Origin of the sequence: Pseudomonas sp. GM74 (genome assembly GCF_000282455.1) — a bacterium.
Taxonomy (GTDB): Bacteria; Pseudomonadota; Gammaproteobacteria; order Pseudomonadales; family Pseudomonadaceae; genus Aquipseudomonas.
Map to the genome: position 1 here is coordinate 53,924 of NZ_AKJG01000048.1, position 19,513 is coordinate 73,436.

Below are 19,513 nucleotides of genomic sequence, written 5' to 3' on the forward strand. Positions count from 1 at the left end.
CGCAGGGGCAAGGTTACAGACGGGGTTCGACTCGCATCCGCTGAGGGCTGCTCGGTACGGGCGGACGACCGTAACGATCATCGCCGGCACCACCGAACGGTTGATCGTCCTCGGGCTCGTCGGCACGGACGGAGGCTTTGGCGACGGCCTCACGTTCCTTGCGGGCGTTGGAGGCACGCTCGATGGGGAAACGGATCGCCACCAGCACCAGATAGAGGCCGAACGCGATCATGCCGTACATGAACAGATCGGAAATCGCCCGCCAGGCGTTGTTGCCGACCTTGAACAGCAGGTCGAGCGCGGTAATGGCGACGGCCGGTGCGACTTTATCCTTGACCGGGTCGATGATGGTCGGGCTGAACAACAGCACCGCCATCGCCAGCCGCAGTGGCTCACGTAGCCAACGCCACATCCAGCGGGTCAAGCGCATCCACACCAACAGGCAGCCCAAAGCGGCGAAGGCGTAGAGGCCCCAAGCGATCAGATAGTCGTTCTCGGTCATGGTGTCCATGGCAAGGCAGGCAAAGAGGCGCTTATGATAACGGCTTTTCGCCCATCAGGCTGCATCAATGCCTGACTGTTGAGCGCTATCCATGTGGGAGCGGGCTTGCTCGCGAATGCGGCTTATCATTCAACAATGATATTGACTGACCCAACGCCTTCGCGAGCAAGCCCGCTCCCACAGGTTGCCAGGCCCCTATTTCGCACACTGTTCGAGAGCCCTTCATGCCCCTATCCACCAACATTCAAGACGCTCCGATTGCCCACATGGCTGATGGCTCCGACCCGTATGCCTGGCTGCAAGAGCGCGACACCAAGGCAGTGCTTGACTACCTGAAGGCTGAAAACAGCTATCAGCAAGCGCAAACCGCCGACCAGGCCGAGCTGCGTGAAACCCTGTTCGAGGAAATCAAGGGGCGGATTCTCGAGACCGATCTGTCCCTGCCCTCGCCGTGGGGCCCCTATCTGTATTACACCCGCACCACGGCGGGCGATGAGTACGCCCGGCACTACCGCTGCCCGCGTCCGGCCGATGACAGCCTGACCCTCGACGAAAGCCGCGAACTGCTGCTGTTGGACCCGAACGAACTGGCGGGCGGCGGCTTCTTTTCCCTGGGTGCGTTCAGCATCAGCCCGGACCATCAGCGTCTGGCCTACAGCATCGACTCCAGTGGCGATGAGATTTACACGCTGTTCGTGAAGGAATTGTCCGACGGCCGTGTCAGCGAACTGGAATTCCAGGACTGCGACGGCAGCATGACCTGGGCCAACGACAGCCTGACGCTGTTCTTTGGCGAACTGGATGACACCCATCGCCCGCACAAGCTGTATCGCTATCGCCTGGACGGCACGGCGGCCGAAGAAGTGTTCCATGAGCCAGACGGGCGCTTCTTCATGCATTGCTACCGTTCAAGCTCCGAGCAGCAATTGCTGCTGTCCGTGGGCAGCAAGACCACCAGCGAAGTCTGGGTCCTCGACGCCAACCAGCCGCAGCAAGCCTTTACCTGCATCGCGCCACGGGTCGAGGATCATGAGTACGACGTCGACCACGGCGTACTCGACGGTCAAAGGACCTGGTTCATTCGCAGCAACCGTGACGGTATCAATTTCGCCTTGTACACCGCCGTCGATAACGGCGCCGCTCCCACCGAAGCCGACTGGCAGAACCTGATCCCCCACAGTGATACGGTGATGATCGACGGCATCAGCCTGAACACCGGGGCCATGACCCTGAGCCTGCGGGTTGGCGGCTTGCCGGTCATTGAAGTTCACCCACAAGGCCTGGCGCCTTATCGCGTGCAACTGCCGGATGCGGCCTACAGCCTGCACGTGCAAAACAGCCTGGAGTTCGAAAGCGACCGGATTCGCCTGCGCTACGAAGCCTTGAATCGTCCGGCGCAAATCCGCCAACTTGAACTGGCGACCGGTGAGCAGAAAGTCCTCAAGCAAACCCCGGTGCTCGGCCCCTTCGATGCCGACGCCTATGTCAGCCAACGCCTGTGGGCCACCGCGCCGGACGGCACGCAAGTGCCCATCAGCCTGGTGATCAAACGCGCAGACCTGGGCAAACCCGTGCCGCTGTACCTCTACGGCTATGGTGCCTACGGCGAAAGCCTCGACCCGTGGTTTTCCCATGCGCGCCTGAGCCTGCTGGATCGCGGCATGGCGTTTGCCATTGCCCACGTGCGTGGCGGCGGCGAACTGGGGGAAGCCTGGTATCGCGCCGGCAAGCAGGAGCACAAGCACAACACCTTCAGCGACTTTATAGCCTGCGCCGAGCACCTGATCGCCCAAGGCTTCACCACTGCACCGCAATTGGCGATCAGTGGCGGCAGCGCCGGGGGCTTGCTGATCGGCGCGGTGCTCAATCAACGGCCGCAGCTGTTTGGCGCCGCCATCGCCGAAGTGCCGTTCGTCGACGTGCTCAACACCATGCTCGACCCTGACCTGCCATTGACCGTGACGGAATACGACGAGTGGGGTAACCCTGAAGAACCGGACGTCCATGATCGGATCAAGGCCTACGCCCCGTACGAAAACGTCACCGCGCAAGCCTATCCGGCGACTCTGGTGATCGCCGGCTACAACGACAGCCGCGTGCAGTACTGGGAAGCGGCCAAATGGGTAGCGAAATTGCGTGCGACCAAGACCGACAGCAATCCCCTGCTGCTCAAGACTGAACTGGGTGCCGGGCATGGCGGGATGAGCGGTCGATATCAGGGATTGCGTGACGTAGCACTCGAATATGCATTTTTGTTCAAGGTTCTGGGTATTGCCTGAGGAACCTGGGCCGATGTGCTGGTCTTAAGACCAGCACACCGGGTCCTGTCTTCACACTCCCCTTGTAGCAGCTGGCGAAGCCTGCGTCCGGCTGCGCAGCAGTCGTTTATCCGGACGACGCGGATTAACCGCAATACCGCGGTGCATGTTTTTACGTCTGCTACGCAGCCGGACGCCGGCTTCGCCAGCTGCTACAAGAAATGGTGGACGCCCGAACCCGTAACAGACACAACAAAAAAGACCGTGACGACATGTCTGAACCAACCTTTCTGAACAACGAAATTCGCGACTGGCTGATGGATTGCGGCCTGTTCAATCAACTGCTGCCGGTGGACTTCGCCGCGGCTTCGGGCTACTTCAGTATCAGCACCATTGCCCAGGGCGAGGAGATCTTCCACGAGGGCGATGCGGGCAGTTTCATGTGCATCATCCACACCGGTCAGGTGGCGGTGCAGAAAACCAACGCTGACGGGCACCGAGTGACCATCGCCACGCTGCGCAGCGGCCGCTCGTTCGGCGAAATGGCCGTGCTTGATGGTGAACGGCGCTCGGCCAGTTGCGTGGCCGCGAGCAACTGCCAGTTGCTCAACCTGGGCAAGGACTCGCTGGAAAAGATGCTCAACGACGCACCGAAAATCGCCGCCAAGATCATCCGCGCCCTCGCCGTGTCCCTTTCCAAACGCCTGCGCATGGCCGACGGCCAACTGCTTTCCCAGCAGGTCTAGCCGCCCGGCGACTTGACTTTCGGCGGATTGGGCTCGATCCCCGGCACGGGCTGGTCCTTGGTTGGCGGGCTCGGCATTTCGATCGGCACCAACGGCGGACCGCTACTGCCGGGGCCGACTTTAGGCAAAGGTGCCGGGCTGATCTGCGGGTAGGGCGTGGGCGTCGCGGTGCCGGGCGAACCGGGCATCGGCGCGGGGCTGACGGGAATCGATTGCAGCTGTTGAGCCTGCACTGCAGTTATCGAGAGCGCGGCCAGGGCAATGACCGTTAGAATGGTGCGCTTCATCAATGGCTCCGTTGGCCTTGTCGTCATAAACAGGCTACTCCCAACTGCGTCTGTTTGCCCTCCCGAGTTCTGCCAATTTTCTTCAAGTGAGCCCCATGAAACGTTTCGTTCTGCTGGACACCACCCCCATCCCTGAAAACGGCGGCGCCCTGTGCCTGTTCGAATACGGCGAGGATTTTGTCATCAAGATCCAGGGCGGCGATGGCGGACAACTGATGAACACACGCATGCACGGCTCCGAAGATGCCCTGGCCGAGATCCCGTGTCGCAAGGTCGCCGGTCGAGCGGATTCACGGGTGCTCATCGGCGGCCTGGGCATGGGCTTCACCCTCGCTTCGGCGCTCAAGCACCTGGGCAAGACCGCCGAAGTGGTGGTCGCTGAATTGGTGCCTGGCGTTGTGGAATGGAATCGCGGGCCACTCGGCGAGAAAGCCGGAAACCCGCTTCAAGATCCGCGGACCGTGATTCGCATGGAGGACGTGGCCAAAGTCCTGCAGGCCGAGCCCCAGGGTTTCGATGCCATCATGCTCGACGTCGACAATGGCCCCGAAGGCCTGACCCAGAAAGCCAACAGCTGGCTGTACTCCGCCGGCGGCCTCAGTGCCTGCGCCAAGGCCCTGAGACCAAAAGGCGTGCTGGCCGTCTGGTCGGCCAGCGCTGACCGGCATTTTTCCGACAAACTGAAGAAAGCGGGTTTCAAGGCCGAGGAAGTGCAGGTCTTCGCCCACGGCAACAAGGGCACCCGCCACACCATCTGGATTGCCGAGAAGCTCAAGGGCTAGGCTAAACTTCACCCTATAACCGTCATTAGTCTTTCTACAAAGGTGAACCCATGAGTTCGTCCACCCCGACCAACACCTCGAAGCTGGATCGCATCCTCGCCGACAACCAGCGTGACAAGGAAATGGGCTACCGCGACAAGGCCCTGAAGATGTACCCGCACGTCTGTGGCCGCTGCGCCCGTGAATTCTCCGGCAAGCGCCTGAGCGAACTGACCGTGCACCACCGTGACCACAACCACGACAACAACCCGCAGGACGGCTCGAACTGGGAGCTGTTGTGCCTGTACTGCCACGATAACGAGCACTCGCGTTATACCGACCAGCAGTATTTCGGCGAAGGCTCCCTCAGCACGCCGAAAATCGCCAAGGCCACGCACAACCCGTTTGCGGCGCTCGCCGGATTGATGAAGAAAGAAGACTGATATCTTCAGCGCCTGAACTGACCTCTTCGCGGGCAAGCCCGCTCCCACATTGATCCGCGCCCGTCTGGACACCTCGGTCAACTGTGGGAGCGGGCTTGCCCGCGAAAGCAATCGCTCAGACTCCACAAGTCTTGAATCTGCCCGCCCTCCCCCAATCCCCGTATAATCGCGCTTTTTTCCCGAAAGGCACCCCGCTCGTGGCAGACAAACGGTACAGCTGCATTGGTTTGTATAACCCCAAATCACCGGAGAACGTCGGTTCGGTGATGCGCGCCGCTGGCTGTTACGGCGTGGCGTCGGTGTTCTACACCGGCAAGCGCTATGAGCGCGCCGCCGACTTCGTCACCGATACCAAGCGCGTGCACTACGACATCCCGCTGATCGGCATCGACGACCTGAAGAAAATCCTGCCGCTCAATTGTGTGCCCGTCGCCGTGGAACTGGTCGAGGGCGCCCGCCCGTTGCCGGAATACACCCACCCGGATCGCGCGCTCTACATCTTCGGCCCGGAAGACGGATCGCTGGATAAAGAGATTCGCGACTGGTGCGAAGACGTGGTCTACATTCCGACCACCGGCTGCATGAACCTGGCCGCCACAGTCAACGTCGTGCTCTACGACCGCATGTCCAAAGGACTCAATACCCGCTCCGGGCCAAAATTCCGCTGAATCGCCGCACATCCGATTGAACAAGCTGCCCGCCACGGCAGTCAGCTTGACTATCGACCCCTGAAGCCTGGAGACAGACCATGAGCGAACTCAAACGCGTCGAGCGTATCGAATCCACCCCGTTCCAGAGCCCTTCCGAACAGAACGTGCAGGGCTGGGAACGCGTCGGCTCCCTGGCCGGCGGCGTGGTGATGGTGGGCAAGGGCCTGCGGCGTGGCGGGATCTTTGGCCTGATCCAGGTGGCCATTGGCGGCGTGGCCCTGGCCCGTGGCATTACCGGACACAGCTCGGCGAAAAGCCTGCTGGAGAAAGGCCGTCAGGACATGAACAACGTGCGGGCGAAAATCCAGCGGGCGGGTGAAGAGCTGAAGACGCTGAAGGCCAATGCCGAAGCGGCGACCAAAACTGCGACCGTTACCGGGAATGATTCGTTGAAGTCGCCGAAGGCCGGGGTTTGATCCAACAGTTTCGGTGAGGCTACTGGCCTCTTCGCGAGCAAGCCCGCTCCCACATTGGTTTTGTGTCTGGCACAGATCAAATGTGGGAGCGGGCTTGCTCGCGAATGGCGGTATTACTGAATCAACTCGGTACTGAGCACTTTTGAAGACCCACCGATCACGCTCTCGCTGAGTTGAACAAACGCCTGGGTATCGATATCCCCCAGCCGCATCGCCCCGCGCAACACATCATCCAGCGAACGCTTGTTGTGTGTTTTCAGGCGAATCTCGCGGTCCAGTTCCTGCAGCAACACCACCGCCCTGGCCACCTGCGCCGGGCTGACCTGCTCACCGCGCAGCGTGGTGACTTTCTGGCTGCTCTTGACCAGTTTGCCGTGCAGGTTCTCAAAGCGCTCATCGCTCATGCCGCCAGCCCGGCGCACCAGCTCGATGGCGTAATACTCGGCAAAGCCTTCGCTGATCCAGTCACTGCGCCGGGTGCCGTTGATCCGCCCGAACTCCTGGGCCAACTCACGGACCAGGGCGCTAGTGCCACTTTCGCTGACCAACGGCAGACGGCTGTTGAGATAGATCGACTCGTGGGCCGACTGGCTGCCGCGCCACATTGGGTCATTGGCCCCGACGATCAGCAGTTTGCCCGGGTGTCGCGGATACAGAGCCTGCACTTGCGGCCAGACGAAGGTCAGCAGCGTCAGCACATCCATGCGGCGCATGCCCTGCCCCAGCGGCGAAGCGACGGTGACTTCGGTCTCGCCCAGACGAGTACGGCGGCTGCCGAGCTGGCCTGCGAGCATCCAGCCCGTGGGCCGGTCGAACAGTCGGGAAGGGTTATCGATACGGAATTTGTTCGGGCCGATTCGTGGCCACGCGGTTTCAACGCTTTTCCAGCCACCGGGCAGCTCGAATTCGAGGCGTGCAACCAGTTCGATGCCGTCCAGTTGATCGAGTCTGGCAGCCGGCACCAGATCGTCGCCGCGCATCAACGCCCAGTTTGGCGTCATGCGCGTGTCGACGCTGCCGCTCTTGCGCCCGTGGCTGATGTTCACGCGGTAGGTCAGGCTGGCCTTGTCGGCGGTCGGATACCAGACACCGCGCGCCGCTTTGCCGAGGGTCAGTTGCCATTGGCCGTCAGCCTTGAAATCACTGTAGCGGCTGCCGTCGCCGAGGTTGAAATCCAGGCTGCGTACCGCCGAGCCCTGGGCGAGCGTCAGGCGCACTTCGGCCTGATCGCTCTGGGGCAACAGGTGCACGTGATAATCCAGGTTTACCTTGTTCCCAGCCCATGCGGGCGCCTTCACGGCCAGTAATCCCACGACACATGCCTGCCGCCATCCCACAGTCATACACACTCCTTCGTGAAATGTTGAACCTCAGGCCATCAGCCCGCGCGGAAAATCAGGTGATCTTCCCAATCATCTTCCGGCACGCTGCCTTCGGCGAGCATGCGCCCGGACTGCGAGATCCCCTCGTGATGAACGGCATCGCGATCACCGCACACCAGGTGATGCCACAACGGCAGGTCCTTGCCTTCGCTGACCAGGCGATAGCCGCAGGTCGGCGGCAGCCATTTGAATTCGTCAGCCTTGCCCGGCGTGAGCTGGATACAGTCCGGTACGGAGTCACGACGGTTGGGATAGTCTTTGCACTGGCAGGTTTTCAGGTCCAGCAGTTTGCAGGCGATGCGCGTGTAATAGACGCTGTTGTCGTCTTCGTCTTCAAGCTTTTGCAGGCAGCACAATCCACAGCCGTCGCACAGCGACTCCCATTCCTCCTGATCGAGTTGATCGAGGGTCTTGCGTATCCAGAACGGTTCTACTTTGGCGGCCATGGTTCGAGTATCGACATCAGGTGGTGAAAAGGCCGCCAGTCTAGTGCCCGCAGCCCCGCGGGCCAAGCATTGGCGACTGTCGGTAGAACGGGCTTGTCAGTTATTGCGCTGACAAGTAGGGTTTTGCGTTGCTCCCACTTTCAAACGTAGCCAGGAATCTCTAGATGAGTGCCAACCCACGCGTTGCCGATTACGCCATTCACCCTCAGTTCACCGATCGCTGGTCGCCCCGCGCCTTCACTGGCGAAACGATTCCAGAGCAAACCCTGCTGAGCTTCTTCGAAGCCGCCCGCTGGGCACCCTCGGCCTACAACTCGCAACCCTGGCGCTTTCTTTACGCACGTCGCGACACGCCGAACTGGGAGCGTTACCTGGGCCTGTTGAACGAATTCAACCGCAGCTGGGCGCAACACGCCTCGGCCCTGGTGATCGTGATTTCGAAAACCACCTTCACCGCGCCTGGCGCCAGCGAAGAAACCCCGGCCCTGTGGCACACCTTCGACACCGGTTCCGCCTGGGGTCACCTGGCCTTGCAAGCGAGCCTGAGCGGCTGGCACACCCACGGCATGGCCGGTTTCGACCAGGAGCTTACTCGCAAGGAGCTGAACATTCCTGAAGGCTACGCCCTGCACGCCGCCGTTGCCGTGGGCAAGCTGGGGGACAAGGCGAGCCTGGCGGATTACCTGCAGGCCCGAGAAGAACCAAGCCCGCGTCGTCCATTGAGCGAGCTGGCGGCTGAAGGCGACTTCACCCTCTAAGCCATACTGAAAATCCCTGTGGGAGCGAGCTTGCTCGCGATGGCGGTAGGACAGTCAACATTGATGTTGAATATGCCGGCCTCATCGCGAGCAAGCTCGCTCCCACAGTTTTTGAGGGTGACTTCAGTACCCGCGATCGAAATCCACTTCCCCGCGTAACGCCTCTCCCGCCTGATACGCCCGCAGGTTCTCGACAAACAGCTTCACCATCATCGAAGGCGAAGTCGGTGCCGAGCTGTGGCCGGTCAGCAGCAGGCCCCAGGCCGTCCAGAACGGATGACGCTGGGGCAAGGGTTCCTGACGGCACACATCGATCACCGCGCCCGCCAGATGCCCTTCCTTCAAGGCATCCACCAGATCCGCATCGACCACCGCCACACCGCGCCCGGCGTTGATGAACAACCCGGTCGGCTTGAATTGCCTGAACAGCGCCGCGTCGTAGATATCGTGGGTTTCCACGGTGTTCGGCAGCAGATTGACCACGTAGTCGACTTCACCGACCAGCCGCGGCAGATCCGCCAGTGAACCGACTTCGATAAACGGTACCTGCTCCCGCGCGCTGCTAGCCACGCCATACAACTCGACGCCGAACGGTACGAGGAACTGCGCGACACTTTGACCGATATCACCTGTGCCGACGATCAACACCTTGCGCCCCGCCAGGCTCTGGCCATGGCGACTGTCCCACTTGCGCTCGACCTGGCTGACCAGTCGCGCCAGCACTTCACGTTCGTGACCGAGCATGTACGTGAGCACGTACTCGGCCATGACCTGGCCGAAGATTCCGACCGCACGGGTCAGCCGATAGTGCCGCGGCAAGCCATCGGCCAGCAGCGGCGTGATACCGGCCCAGGTCGATTGCAGCCATTGCGGTTGATGGCCCTGGCGTAACAGTGTCGCCAGCAAATCAGGCTGGCCGAGCCACACCGGGCAATCGGCGGCCTGGCTGGCCAGTTCGGCGGAATCACCGCTGGTCAGCACCTCCAGGTCCGGTGCCGCCTCGCGCAACAGTTGGGCGTACACCGGGTGGTCGTGTTCAGCAATCAGGACGCGCATGCTTCAAACCTTTCAAAAACGGTGCAGACGGCCGCCGACGGAGCAGTGCTCCGTCGATGCCGCCATCGCTAAAATCAATCAATGTTTCATAACCACTCTGAACAGAGCCTGTCTGCCGCTCACACCGGATCGTTGCGACGCAACAACTCTTCCGGCAAGTGCTCGATGTACTCGTCTTCGGCAGGTGGCATTTGCAGGTGATAGCCCTGTTTTTCAAGGTTTTCCAGCACGACCGCGATGTCCTCGCGCGACAGTTTGCGCTCGGGGGTCAGCACCAGATCGAACGCGTGGATGGCCTTGCCGAAGGCTGCCATCAGGGGATCCGGCACGCGCTCCAGAGCATCGCTCTTGAGCACATACAGGTACATTTCGTTTCTCTTCGAGCTGCGGTAGATGGAACAAATACGTTTCAAGGCTGTTCTCCGGCGGTGGCCAGGCTGTCGAGCAGCGCCTGGCCCATCAACTCGCGGCGCCAGCCACGCAGCGAATCAGGCAATTGGTAGGGACCATTGGGGAAGCCGCTCTTGAGCAGCGCTTCCAGGGTTTTCTTGCGCAGCATCAGTTCCGGCGCGATGTTCAGGCGCTCGGCTTCGGCCTGGCCTATGGCCTTCATTTGTTTGAGCAGCGCAGCGGCATCCACCGGCAACGGCTCCGGCACGGCTGGCGGCCACTGATCAGGCGACACACTGCCAGAGCGCTTGATCAGATCAAGCAGAAACTCGCCGTCCTGACGCACGGTACGCGGGTGCATGTCTTCGATTTTCGCCAGGGCGCCGAGGTTATCCGGTTGCGTACGCGCCAGCGGCCACAACGAATGTTCGCGGATAATCCGGTTGCGCGGCAGGTCACGGGCCCGGGCTTCCTTTTCGCGCCAGGCGCAGAGCTCACGCAAAACGGCAAGTTGGGCGCGGGACAGCTTCCAGGCCAGCTTGGCATCGCGATAGACCTCGTACGGATCGATCTCGCGGCGCAGGTTGGCCACCAGTTCGGCGCCGTCTTCCAGGACCCAGGCGTATTTGTCGTCAGACAGCTTTGGACGCAGCTTTACGAAGACTTCAGCCAAATGCACGGCGTCTTCGGCCGCATAGCTGATCTGGGTTTCGGAAAGCGGACGTTGCAGCCAGTCGGAACGGGTTTCCCCCTTGGGCAGGTCGATGCCGAGTACTTCCTGCACCAGTCGCGAATAGCCCATGGAAAAGCCAAGGTTCAGGTAAGCGGCAGCCAGTTGCGTATCGAACAGCGGCGCCGGCAGGCTGCCAGTCAGGCGTAGCAGGACTTCGAGGTCTTCGCTGCACGCGTGGACAACCTTGAGCACCGCCGGGTTTTCCAGCAACGTGGCCAATGGCTGCCAGTTGTCGATGGTCAGCGGGTCGATCAGACAGGCGCGAACACCATCACCGATCTGCAGCAGGCCGGCGATCGGGTAGAAGGTGTCGACCCGCATGAATTCGGTATCGAGGGCAACGAATGGCAACTGTTGCCACTCGGCGCACAACCGTCCGAGGCTATCGTTGTCGCGAATCCAGTGAATATCGATGGCCACACGGCTCTCCCTTGAAGAATGGCGCGCAGTATATATCGCCCCCGGCGATTTCCGCGCATCCACTGAACAAGAGCGTTAGCGAAATTTACTGCGTGACATACAGAATAGTCCGACAAAGTCGGGCTAGCTGGTCTTACCCAGCACGTAGACTCGCATCCGCGCACAACCGGGGAAAAAGTCCTGATGGCTGAGCAAACGAAACCCCGCCTGCCTGAACTCGCTTTCCAATTCGGTCTTGCTCGGCAACGGCCGGGCCCGAACGCCTTCCACACCTGAATGCGCCCCCTTGAAAAGGCCATCGAGGCTTACCGCGACTATCACCGTATCGCGACTGACCCGGTAAAACTCGCCCAGCATTGCCAGACGATGTTCCGGGTTATGGAGGTGCTGGAACAGTTGCATGCAGAAAATGCAGTCAACCGCGTTCTCCGACAAGCCAATCGAGAACGCAGAGCTTTGAAAGGTCTTGACCCGCTTCAACAGGCTCTGCGAATGATGTATCCGGGCATGATCGAGGATGTCCTGGGACGGATCCGTCGCGAGGATCACCCGATTCGCGTGCTCGGCCAGTACTGGCCAAAAGCGTCCCACACCACAAGCCACATCAAGGATCAGACCAGGCTCGCCAGCGACCTTGAGCGCATTGCGCACCAGACCCTCCTCACGCCAGAGCGTCAGGCGCCCGGCCAGACTCGGCGCTTGCGGTTGAAGGCAGACGCGCGCGTGCTCCTGGTCGTAGCGCCGGGCGATCTCAAGCTCGATGGCGGATGGAGGCTGAGCGGACATGTGCAATGGCTCTTGGCAAAGGTTCTACAGGCCGCAGGTCGGCGGCCGCCACGTGAAACAGAATCGGAGCCCTCAATCCTTGGCCAACACGCCGTCGGTAACTGGACCACGACATCCGGCAAACATGTCCAGATCCTGGTTGTAGACCTTGCTGTCGACCTCCAGAAGCCCAAGCATCGAATGGAACAGGTTGTCCTGGCTCAGGGGCTTTTCACGGCCCTGTTGCAGGCAGTGGGTATCTACCGCAAAGGACTTTTTATAGCTGTCGGAGAACCAGGCAAGCATGGCTACATGCTTTTGCTGCTCCGGTGCCAGCATGTAAGGCGTGCCGTGGAGGAACAAGTTGTATTCACCCAAGGACTCGCCGTGGTCAGACAGATACAGCATCGCGGTATCCACTTTGTCCTGGTTGCTGCGCAGCAGATCGATCAGAGTCGACAGCACATGGTCGGTATAGACCAGGGTGTTGTCGTAGCCATTGACGATACTTTCGCGACTGCAATTGTTCAGGGCGTTACTTTCGCAAACCGGGGTGAAGCGCTCGAACTCTTTCGGATAACGCTTGAAATACTCCGGACCGTGACTGCCCATCTGGTGCAATACCAGTACCGTGTCCTTGTCCAGGGTATCGATGAAATGCTGCAGCCCCTGCAACAGGATTTCGTCACGGCATTCGCTGTTGGCGCACAGCACCGGGTCCTTCAGATTGCTGACGTCTTCAACGGTGACGCGATCGCAGGTACCTTTGCAGCCTGACTGGTTATCACGCCAAATCACATCCATACCCGCATGCTTGAGCACGTCCAGCAGGCCTTCTTCGTTCTTGGCCTTGCTGGCGTTGTAGTCCTTGCGCCCCATGTTGGAGAACATGCAAGGCACCGATACGGCGGTTTCAGTACCGCAGGAATGCACATCGGTGAAAGCGATCAGGCCATCTTCCTTACTCAGTTTCGGAGTGGTGTCGCGGCTATAGCCAAGGATGCCGAAGTTCTCCGCCCGGGCACTTTCACCCACGACAAGCACCGTCAGGGATTTGCGTCCGTGAGTTTGCCAGGCCGGATTACGCCGGGCGTCTTCACCGATCCTGACAAAGGGTTGCCGCGCAGTCGCTACTTTCTCGCGCAAAAAACCGGATGTGGCACCAATGTAGTTGCTTGGCACCACCATCATGCGCAACTCGTGGTGATTGCGAAACAGCGAAGACAGGCCTTGATAGTTAACCAGTGCAACACCACCAATGATCGCTGCCGAGGCAAAAGTCACCAGAACTTTACTGAGTAGTTCACGGTGCCAACGACGATAATTAATCGGGGTCTTCCACAACAGCCAGGACGGTAAAACGCCGAGCAGTAAAATATAAACAAACAACTTGAGCGACAGTAAGTCACGCACTTCCGTGGCATTGGTTTCAGCGAAGTTACGCAACATGCCGGTGTCGATCAGAACACCATACTGGCTCATGAAATACGCCACACCCGCACTGGTCATGAACAGCAGGGTCAGGACCGACTTGAGCACCGGCCGGAAGGCCAGCAGGGTCAGCACAATGTTGAAGGCCGCGAAAATCATCACCCCAAAGGCCACGCGCATGACGATGCCCTTGCCATCGGACGCGGTGATTTCGAACAGGTGTTGCCAGAGTACAAAATTGAAGCCAACTAACAAAAATGCACTGGCAATCAGTGTCACCCATTCGGGGCGCACGGCTTTAATCTTAAACATGAGGTTCGGCGAGTCCTGAAAAGAAGTGCCTTCGGTAAATGTGAAAATTTCATTGACCGAGACAATTCTAATTTTAGGTAGCCAACCATCAATTTTTTGTGAAAAAGAAGCCAACAATTAGTTGGCTTATAACACCTGCCAGAAACTTCAGACTATTTGAGAATAGTTCAGCTTTGGTTCAGTTTCGGCTCAAGCCTGGTGCAGGTACCAGCGCCAGTCCTGCTCACCGACCTCCCCCATGAATTGGCGATACTCGGCGCGTTTCACCGCCAGGTAGACCCCGAGGAATTCGCCGCCGAAGGCTTCCCTGGCCCAGCTTGAACCTTCCAGCGATCGCAAGGTGGTCAACCAGTCCGTCGGCAACAGTTTCGTAGCCTGGGCGTAGCCGTTGCCTTCCACCGGCGCACCAGGGTCGAGTTGTTCGCGGATACCGCGATGAATACCGGCCAGTATCGCCGCAGCCGCCAGATAGGGGTTGGCATCTGCGCCACAGATTCGGTGTTCGATGTGCCGGGAATACGCCGGCCCGCCAGGTACGCGCAGGCTCACGGTGCGATTGTCCACGCCCCAGGTGGCCGCCAGGGGCGCATAGCTGTTGGCCTGGAATCGACGGTAGGAGTTGGCGTTGGGGCAGAACAGCAACAGCGAATCGAGCAAGGTACTGAGCATGCCGGCGACGGCCTGCTTGAGCAGTGGTGTTCCATCCGGGGCTTCGCTGGCGAAGAGGTTGTTGCCGCCCTTGTCCGCCAGGCTCACGTGCATGTGCATCCCGGTGCCGGCCAGGTCATCGAAAGGCTTGGCCATGAAGCAGGCTGTCATGCCGTGCTTGTGCGCCACACCCTTGACCAGACGCTTGTAGCGCACCGCTTCATCCATCGCCTGTAGTGCGTCGCAGCGGTGCTCGAGGGTGATTTCCACTTGCCCCGGCGCGTATTCGGAAATGGCCGTGCGCGCCGGAATCCCCTGGAGTTTGCAGGCACTGTAGAGATCGGCCAGGAACGGCTCGATCTGTTCAAGCTCGCGCAAACCATAGACCTGAGTGCCGTGGGGACGCCCGCCATCGACATCCCGTGCCGGCTGCGGTCGGCCATTGCTGTCGCGTTGCTGATCCAGCAGGTAGAACTCCAGTTCCGCCGCCATGACCGGGTAATAACCGTCAGCCTGCAAACCTTCGATGACCTTGGCCAGCAAATGACGAGGATCGGCAATGGTGGCGGGCATTCCCTCCGTCGGGTGCATGCTGACCTGCACGGCTGCGGTCGGTATCAGACGCCACGGCATGCGCGTGAGGCTGCCGCTGATCGGGTAGGCCCGGCAGTCGATATCACCGACGTCCCAGACCAGCCCGGAGTTTTCCACGTCATCGCCGTTGATGGTCAGGCCGAGGATGGTGCTCGGCAATGGCCGCCCGCTTTCATACACCGCCAGCAATTCGTCACGATGCAGCAACTTGCCCCGCGGCACACCGTTGTTGTCGAGGATGAACAACTCGAACATTTCAATATCCGGGTTCTGCTCCAGAAAGGTCAGCGCTTCTTGCCTGGTGGCAAACGAGGTCGTGGCACTACTCATGGGAACTCTCTTTTTCCGTGTCAGACGGGTACACAAAAGCACCCGCACTTTAATCCCGCCATCGAGCGGAATATGTAGGAACAATCAGCGGAAAAAGCAGGGATCCGGCGGGCGCGCATGGCGGCAATGCCACAGCGCCCAAAAAGCCAGTTCAGAAGGAAGTGCAGAGAGGTTTGGCGCGGTGGCGGGCGTGAATCGACAACCAAGGCTCGACGCCCGAGCGTCGATGGATGCCTTGAGGTGGATTGCGACCGGCCAACCGTCCATAGAGAGAACCGCAGAAAACAGATGACCCGCAGCCTCACACGATGGCTTAAGTCGTTAAATCAGGATTTGAAGAACCTTGGGTGTCATTTGGCTAAACATTTGGCTGTTCAGTGGTGCCCCCACTGTGGGAGCGAGCTTGCTCGCGATAGCGGTGTGTCGGTCAACAGACCCAGTGAAATTCATAGCCTCATCGCGAGCAAGCTCGCTCCCACAGGGGGGTCTGCGTCGCAGTGACTTGTATTTAATTCCTAAATACCACGCCAGACTTTCTGATTTGCCGTCTCCAGGCCTCACGCGCCTAATCGGAACCCTACTGTTCAAGGTCCGGTCATGGAAAACAACCGTGATGGTCTTGCGCTTCAACCCAAGGCACTACACCCGCCACATCCATTGATCCGGAGCCAGCCATGAAAACCACCGGTTTCGCCGCCGCTCACGCCAGCATGCTGTTTTGGGCCTTGTTGATCGCCGCGTCGTTTTCCGCAGCGGCGCAAGTCAGCCAGGCCATCGACCCGATCCTGCTGACCGGTCTGCGCCTGCTGTTTTGCGCCTTGGTGTTTCTGCCACTGTTGCTGCTAAAAGGCGATGCCGTCATGACCGCCCGCGCGTTGCTCGGCCACGCGCTGCTCGGCCTGCTGCTGGCGCTGTACTTCGGTTCGCTGTTCGAAGCATTGCGCTACACCTCGGCCGTCAACACCGGGACGATGTTCACGCTGGTGCCGCTGATGACCCTGGGTTTCGAAGCCGTGCTAACACCTGATGGCCATCTGAAACAACGGATTGTGCCGATGCTGCTCGCCGCTGCCGGGGCAGTGTTACTGATCATGAAAGGCACCGGCCCCGGCGAGTTGCCATCGCCCTATGCATTGACGGTGTACGGCATCGGTTGCCTGGCGATGGCGCTCTACGCCCCCCTCAGTCAGCGCCTGAAAGCCGATAGCCTCAATGGACGCGGGCCGGTGCCCATGACGTTCTGGAACATGCTGTTCGGTGCGCTGTTTCTGCTGGTGTTCTGTGGATTGAGTGGCGGTTGGCGTTCGGCATCATTACTGACGCCCAACGATTTCTATTGGCTGATGTATCTGGCCGTGTTCGCCACACTGGCGACGTTCTGGCTGCTGCACCGGGCCATCGGCGTGATCGCACCGTCCTCGGTGATTTCCTACATCTACCTGAGCACGTTGTTCATCACCTTGTTTCACTGGCTTTGGGGACGCCAGATGCCGCTGCCGCTGGAAATGGCCGGCGCGGTGCTGGTAGGCCTCGGCATGTTTGCGCTATTGATGTCCAGCCGCCGCGCCGTGTCGGCGATCGTCCAGGGCTGACAGGGTCTTGGGCGAAACGTCCTGCAAGGCATTTTCCCTGCTCGCTCATTCCGCTAGGATAATTCACCTACCCTTGCACATGGTCAGTACAAGGGACGTAGCGAGATGGAATGGATGCTCAACAGTAATTCGCTTAGAAAGCTCGACATGCAGGACCTCATGGTGTTCGTCGCCGTGTATGAGCAGAACAGCGTCAGTGTCGTATCCGAGACGCTCTGCGTCAGCCAGTCCACAGTGAGTTACTGCCTGAAAAAACTGCGCACCAGTTTCGAGGACGAACTTTTCGTTAACACCCGTACCGGCGGCATGCAGCCCACCGGTAAAGCCAGCGCGATGTACCCTCATGTGCTGAAAATCCTGGATAGCATCAACCTGTGTCACGCCGGCCTACCGACGTTCGACCCGGGCCTGCAACCCGTGACCTTCAACATTTGCGCACCGGAATATTTCGAGCAACTGATCCTGCCGCGCTTGTTGAAAACCTTCGACCTTGCCGATCTACCGGTGATGGTCAATGTGTTCAAACTCGAAGCCGATATCCCTGCCGAAGCATTGCGCGATGGCAGCCTCGACCTGGTGATGTGTTTCGGCCCGAACTTTCATCGCAGTCACGTCGATTTCAAATCGCAGACGCTGCTCGAAGATGATCTGGTGTGTATTTTCGATAAACGCGCCACGCCGGCGGAACCACGCTTGAGCCTGCAAACCTATGTCGAACGTCGACACGTGTTCCCGACACCCTGGACGTCCGCCACCAACATGGTCGACGGCTGGCTTGCGCAGCAGGCGCAAAAGCGCCAGATCGTCGCACGCGCCAACAGCTACAGTGCAGCACTGAAGCTTATTACCGGCACCGACTATGTCCTGACCCTGCCCCGGCGCATCCAGCGATTGCTGGCCAGTGCAGACACCTTCAATCACTGTGAAGCGCCCGAAGGCTTGCCGGGCTTTACCCTCGACATGCAGTGGAACCAGGGTGTCGATCAGGACAGCGCCAGCACCTGGTTGCGAACGCAAGTGATCCAGGCCTGCATCGAGCAGGAGTCAGCCTGATGTTCAGTTGTTGATGGCGGTCTTGCTGTAGGAGTCGCGATCGATGTCGAGAATTTCCACGCACAACTGGACCTCAATGCTGCTCGGCCATTCACACAGCTCCCGCACCACCGCCAACAGGCTTTCAGACAACTGCTTCTTGATCTCTGCGGAACGACCACTCAACAACGCCAGTTTCACATGCACGAATGCCCGCTCAGCCAGTGCAGTACCGACCTTGAACGTATCGACCTTGACCGCGCGGCTCTTGATATCGAATTCGGCAGAAAACTGACCGGAACCCACCAAGGTATTGTTCAACCGCATCAATGCCACATCGGCATTCAGATCAGTCAGGTTAGCGGTGTATTCCATGTGCAGGTGAGGCATGAGTCAGTTCCTGTAAGTAGGTGGAGAGGTCGAACATATAGCACAGACCGCCCTGTTCATTCGGGCAGTGGCAAAACGGCACGCTCACTCATGAACGCTTCCAGGCGCGAGCGCAACCAGCGCTCGGCAGGATCGGTATCGACATGACTGAGCCAGACCATGGACAGGTCCAGGGTAGGTGTCTGGATGGGAAAGGGTTCCTTGAACAGCACTCCCGATGCCGCCATCGCTTCGGCGGTGTAGTCCGGCAGGCTGGCAATCAGGTCCGTCCCGGCAAGCAGGGCCGGCAAAGAACTGTATTGCGGGACCGAGAGCACCACCTGGCGTGTGCGGCCGATGTCCGCCAGCCACTCGTCGGCGTAGCCACTGACGTTGGCCGTATGGGACACCAGCACGTGCGGTCGCGCGCAATATTCATCAAGGGTCAGCGGTGTGTCGGAGGCATCGGCGCGCAAAATGCTGGGCTGGATGTGCCGCAGCAATTTGCGCTTGGCATTGGCCGGCAAACCACGGGTCTGGCTGATACCCACCGTGATATCGCCGGACGCCAGCAAGTCGGGAATCCGCCAGTAATCGACATGCTGCACAACGAACACCACGCTGGGCGCTTCCTGGCGCAACGCTCGCAGCAATGGCGGCAACAGGCCGAACTCGACATCGTCGGACAACCCGATGCGAAACGACATCGTACTGCTGGCCGGGTCAAAATCATGGGTCAGGCTCAAGGCCACGGACAAGGAATCCAGCGCCGGTGAGAGATGCCTGATGATCTCCTCGGCCCTCGCTGTCGGCTCCATGCGGTGGCCAACCCGTATGAACAGCGGATCATTGAACATCGCACGCAAGCGGTTGAGCGCCGAACTGATGGTCGGCTGACCGAGAAACAGCTTCTCCGCCACCCGAGTGACATTGCGCTCGAGCATCAGCGTTTCGAATACCACCATCAGGTTGATATCCGCTTTGCGAAGTTCATTGCGATTCATCCACTGCCCCCCGATCCCCAAATCTGCTGACAGTTTAGGTAGCGGACGGGACTGCCGTCTATCCGACTCAGGTCCAACAGCCTGACGCGGGGTGAAACGAAGCTTCCTGCGGACAAAAACAAAACCCC

At 59.8% G+C, this 19,513-nt stretch carries 21 protein-coding genes; 9 read left to right on the forward strand and 12 right to left on the reverse strand.

From position 1 onward, the window contains the following. Nucleotides 1-13: 13 nt before the first annotated feature. Nucleotides 14-511, reverse strand: a complete 498-nt coding sequence (locus PMI34_RS16675) for a hypothetical protein (RefSeq protein WP_008049186.1) — start codon at nucleotides 509-511, stop codon at nucleotides 14-16. Nucleotides 512-726: 215 nt separating this feature from the next. On the opposite strand from PMI34_RS16675, the gene PMI34_RS16670 reads away from it, so the two are divergent. Continuing rightward, nucleotides 727-2,781 carry a S9 family peptidase gene (locus tag PMI34_RS16670; RefSeq protein ID WP_008049187.1) on the forward strand — a complete coding sequence of 685 codons (2,055 nt, stop codon included), beginning with the start codon at nucleotides 727-729 and terminating at the stop codon, nucleotides 2,779-2,781. A 251-nt stretch (nucleotides 2,782-3,032) separates the two neighbouring features. Next, nucleotides 3,033-3,506 carry a cyclic nucleotide-binding domain-containing protein gene (locus PMI34_RS16665; RefSeq protein WP_032829589.1) on the forward strand — a complete coding sequence of 158 codons (474 nt, stop codon included), beginning with the start codon at nucleotides 3,033-3,035 and terminating at the stop codon, nucleotides 3,504-3,506. Here PMI34_RS16665 and PMI34_RS16660 read toward each other — a convergent pair. Next, nucleotides 3,503-3,793 (reverse strand): hypothetical protein, encoded by a 291-nt coding sequence (locus tag PMI34_RS16660; RefSeq protein ID WP_008049201.1) that lies wholly within the window; start codon nucleotides 3,791-3,793, stop codon nucleotides 3,503-3,505. The two genes, PMI34_RS16665 and PMI34_RS16660, sit on opposite strands and share 4 nt — an antisense overlap. Before the next feature lie 95 nt (nucleotides 3,794-3,888). Between PMI34_RS16660 and PMI34_RS16655 the strand changes: the two genes are divergently transcribed. The 4 genes from PMI34_RS16655 to PMI34_RS16640 all read left to right on the forward strand — a co-directional run bounded on the left by PMI34_RS16655 (nucleotide 3,889) and on the right by PMI34_RS16640 (nucleotide 6,123). Further along, nucleotides 3,889-4,575, forward strand: a complete 687-nt coding sequence (locus PMI34_RS16655; RefSeq protein ID WP_008049204.1) for a spermidine synthase — start codon at nucleotides 3,889-3,891, stop codon at nucleotides 4,573-4,575. 50 nt (nucleotides 4,576-4,625) lie between these two features. Continuing rightward, nucleotides 4,626-4,997: a YajD family HNH nuclease gene (locus PMI34_RS16650; protein ID WP_007944009.1), complete on the forward strand. Its 372-nt coding sequence runs from the start codon at nucleotides 4,626-4,628 to the stop codon at nucleotides 4,995-4,997. Nucleotides 4,998-5,194: 197 nt separating this feature from the next. Next, on the forward strand, nucleotides 5,195-5,665 hold the full coding sequence (locus PMI34_RS16645; protein WP_007993783.1) for an RNA methyltransferase: 471 nt from the start codon (nucleotides 5,195-5,197) through the stop codon (nucleotides 5,663-5,665). A gap of 80 nt (nucleotides 5,666-5,745) precedes the next feature. Beyond that, nucleotides 5,746-6,123, forward strand: coding sequence for a YgaP family membrane protein (locus tag PMI34_RS16640; protein WP_008049214.1), 378 nt, complete (start codon nucleotides 5,746-5,748; stop codon nucleotides 6,121-6,123). Nucleotides 6,124-6,236: 113 nt separating this feature from the next. Here the strand turns inward: PMI34_RS16640 and PMI34_RS16635 are convergent, their stop codons facing one another. Beyond that, nucleotides 6,237-7,466 carry a hypothetical protein gene (locus tag PMI34_RS16635; RefSeq protein ID WP_008049215.1) on the reverse strand — a complete coding sequence of 410 codons (1,230 nt, stop codon included), beginning with the start codon at nucleotides 7,464-7,466 and terminating at the stop codon, nucleotides 6,237-6,239. Between the two features lie 35 nt (nucleotides 7,467-7,501). Further along, the gene (locus PMI34_RS16630) at nucleotides 7,502-7,951 is read right to left on the reverse strand and encodes a YcgN family cysteine cluster protein (protein WP_008049216.1); all 450 of its coding nucleotides are present in this window, start codon (nucleotides 7,949-7,951) and stop codon (nucleotides 7,502-7,504) included. Between the two features lie 164 nt (nucleotides 7,952-8,115). Here PMI34_RS16630 and PMI34_RS16625 point away from each other — a divergent pair, with 164 nt between their 5' ends. Next, on the forward strand, nucleotides 8,116-8,709 hold the full coding sequence (locus PMI34_RS16625; RefSeq protein ID WP_008049218.1) for a nitroreductase family protein: 594 nt from the start codon (nucleotides 8,116-8,118) through the stop codon (nucleotides 8,707-8,709). A 123-nt stretch (nucleotides 8,710-8,832) separates the two neighbouring features. Here the strand turns inward: PMI34_RS16625 and PMI34_RS16620 are convergent, their stop codons facing one another. From PMI34_RS16620 to PMI34_RS16595, 6 genes are all read right to left on the reverse strand, one after another. Beyond that, nucleotides 8,833-9,765, reverse strand: coding sequence for a D-2-hydroxyacid dehydrogenase (locus PMI34_RS16620; protein ID WP_008049221.1), 933 nt, complete (start codon nucleotides 9,763-9,765; stop codon nucleotides 8,833-8,835). Nucleotides 9,766-9,884: 119 nt separating this feature from the next. Beyond that, nucleotides 9,885-10,178: a YcgL domain-containing protein gene (locus PMI34_RS16615; protein ID WP_032829580.1), complete on the reverse strand. Its 294-nt coding sequence runs from the start codon at nucleotides 10,176-10,178 to the stop codon at nucleotides 9,885-9,887. Continuing rightward, the gene (gene rnd, locus PMI34_RS16610; RefSeq protein ID WP_008049223.1) at nucleotides 10,175-11,308 is read right to left on the reverse strand and encodes a ribonuclease D; all 1,134 of its coding nucleotides are present in this window, start codon (nucleotides 11,306-11,308) and stop codon (nucleotides 10,175-10,177) included. The genes PMI34_RS16615 and rnd overlap by 4 nt, the downstream gene beginning before the upstream one ends. A gap of 123 nt (nucleotides 11,309-11,431) precedes the next feature. Further along, on the reverse strand, nucleotides 11,432-12,094 hold the full coding sequence (locus PMI34_RS16605; RefSeq protein ID WP_008049231.1) for a class I SAM-dependent methyltransferase: 663 nt from the start codon (nucleotides 12,092-12,094) through the stop codon (nucleotides 11,432-11,434). Between the two features lie 72 nt (nucleotides 12,095-12,166). After that, nucleotides 12,167-13,816, reverse strand: coding sequence for a phosphoethanolamine transferase (locus PMI34_RS16600; RefSeq protein ID WP_008049232.1), 1,650 nt, complete (start codon nucleotides 13,814-13,816; stop codon nucleotides 12,167-12,169). A 189-nt stretch (nucleotides 13,817-14,005) separates the two neighbouring features. Next, nucleotides 14,006-15,388, reverse strand: a complete 1,383-nt coding sequence (locus PMI34_RS16595) for a glutamine synthetase family protein (protein ID WP_008049234.1) — start codon at nucleotides 15,386-15,388, stop codon at nucleotides 14,006-14,008. Nucleotides 15,389-16,062: 674 nt separating this feature from the next. Here PMI34_RS16595 and PMI34_RS16590 point away from each other — a divergent pair. Together PMI34_RS16590 and PMI34_RS16585 are read left to right on the forward strand one after the other, a co-directional pair. Further along, the gene (locus PMI34_RS16590; protein ID WP_008049235.1) at nucleotides 16,063-16,980 is read left to right on the forward strand and encodes a DMT family transporter; all 918 of its coding nucleotides are present in this window, start codon (nucleotides 16,063-16,065) and stop codon (nucleotides 16,978-16,980) included. Nucleotides 16,981-17,094: 114 nt separating this feature from the next. Then, on the forward strand, nucleotides 17,095-18,033 hold the full coding sequence (locus PMI34_RS16585) for a LysR family transcriptional regulator (protein ID WP_032829590.1): 939 nt from the start codon (nucleotides 17,095-17,097) through the stop codon (nucleotides 18,031-18,033). Nucleotides 18,034-18,036: 3 nt separating this feature from the next. On the opposite strand, the gene PMI34_RS16580 is transcribed toward PMI34_RS16585, so the two are convergent. After that, nucleotides 18,037-18,402 carry a 5-carboxymethyl-2-hydroxymuconate Delta-isomerase gene (locus tag PMI34_RS16580; protein ID WP_008049237.1) on the reverse strand — a complete coding sequence of 122 codons (366 nt, stop codon included), beginning with the start codon at nucleotides 18,400-18,402 and terminating at the stop codon, nucleotides 18,037-18,039. 56 nt (nucleotides 18,403-18,458) lie between these two features. Beyond that, a complete protein-coding gene (locus PMI34_RS16575) occupies nucleotides 18,459-19,385 on the reverse strand; it encodes a LysR substrate-binding domain-containing protein (protein ID WP_032829581.1) in 927 nt (308 codons plus the stop codon). Between the last annotated feature and the right edge of the window lie 128 nt (nucleotides 19,386-19,513).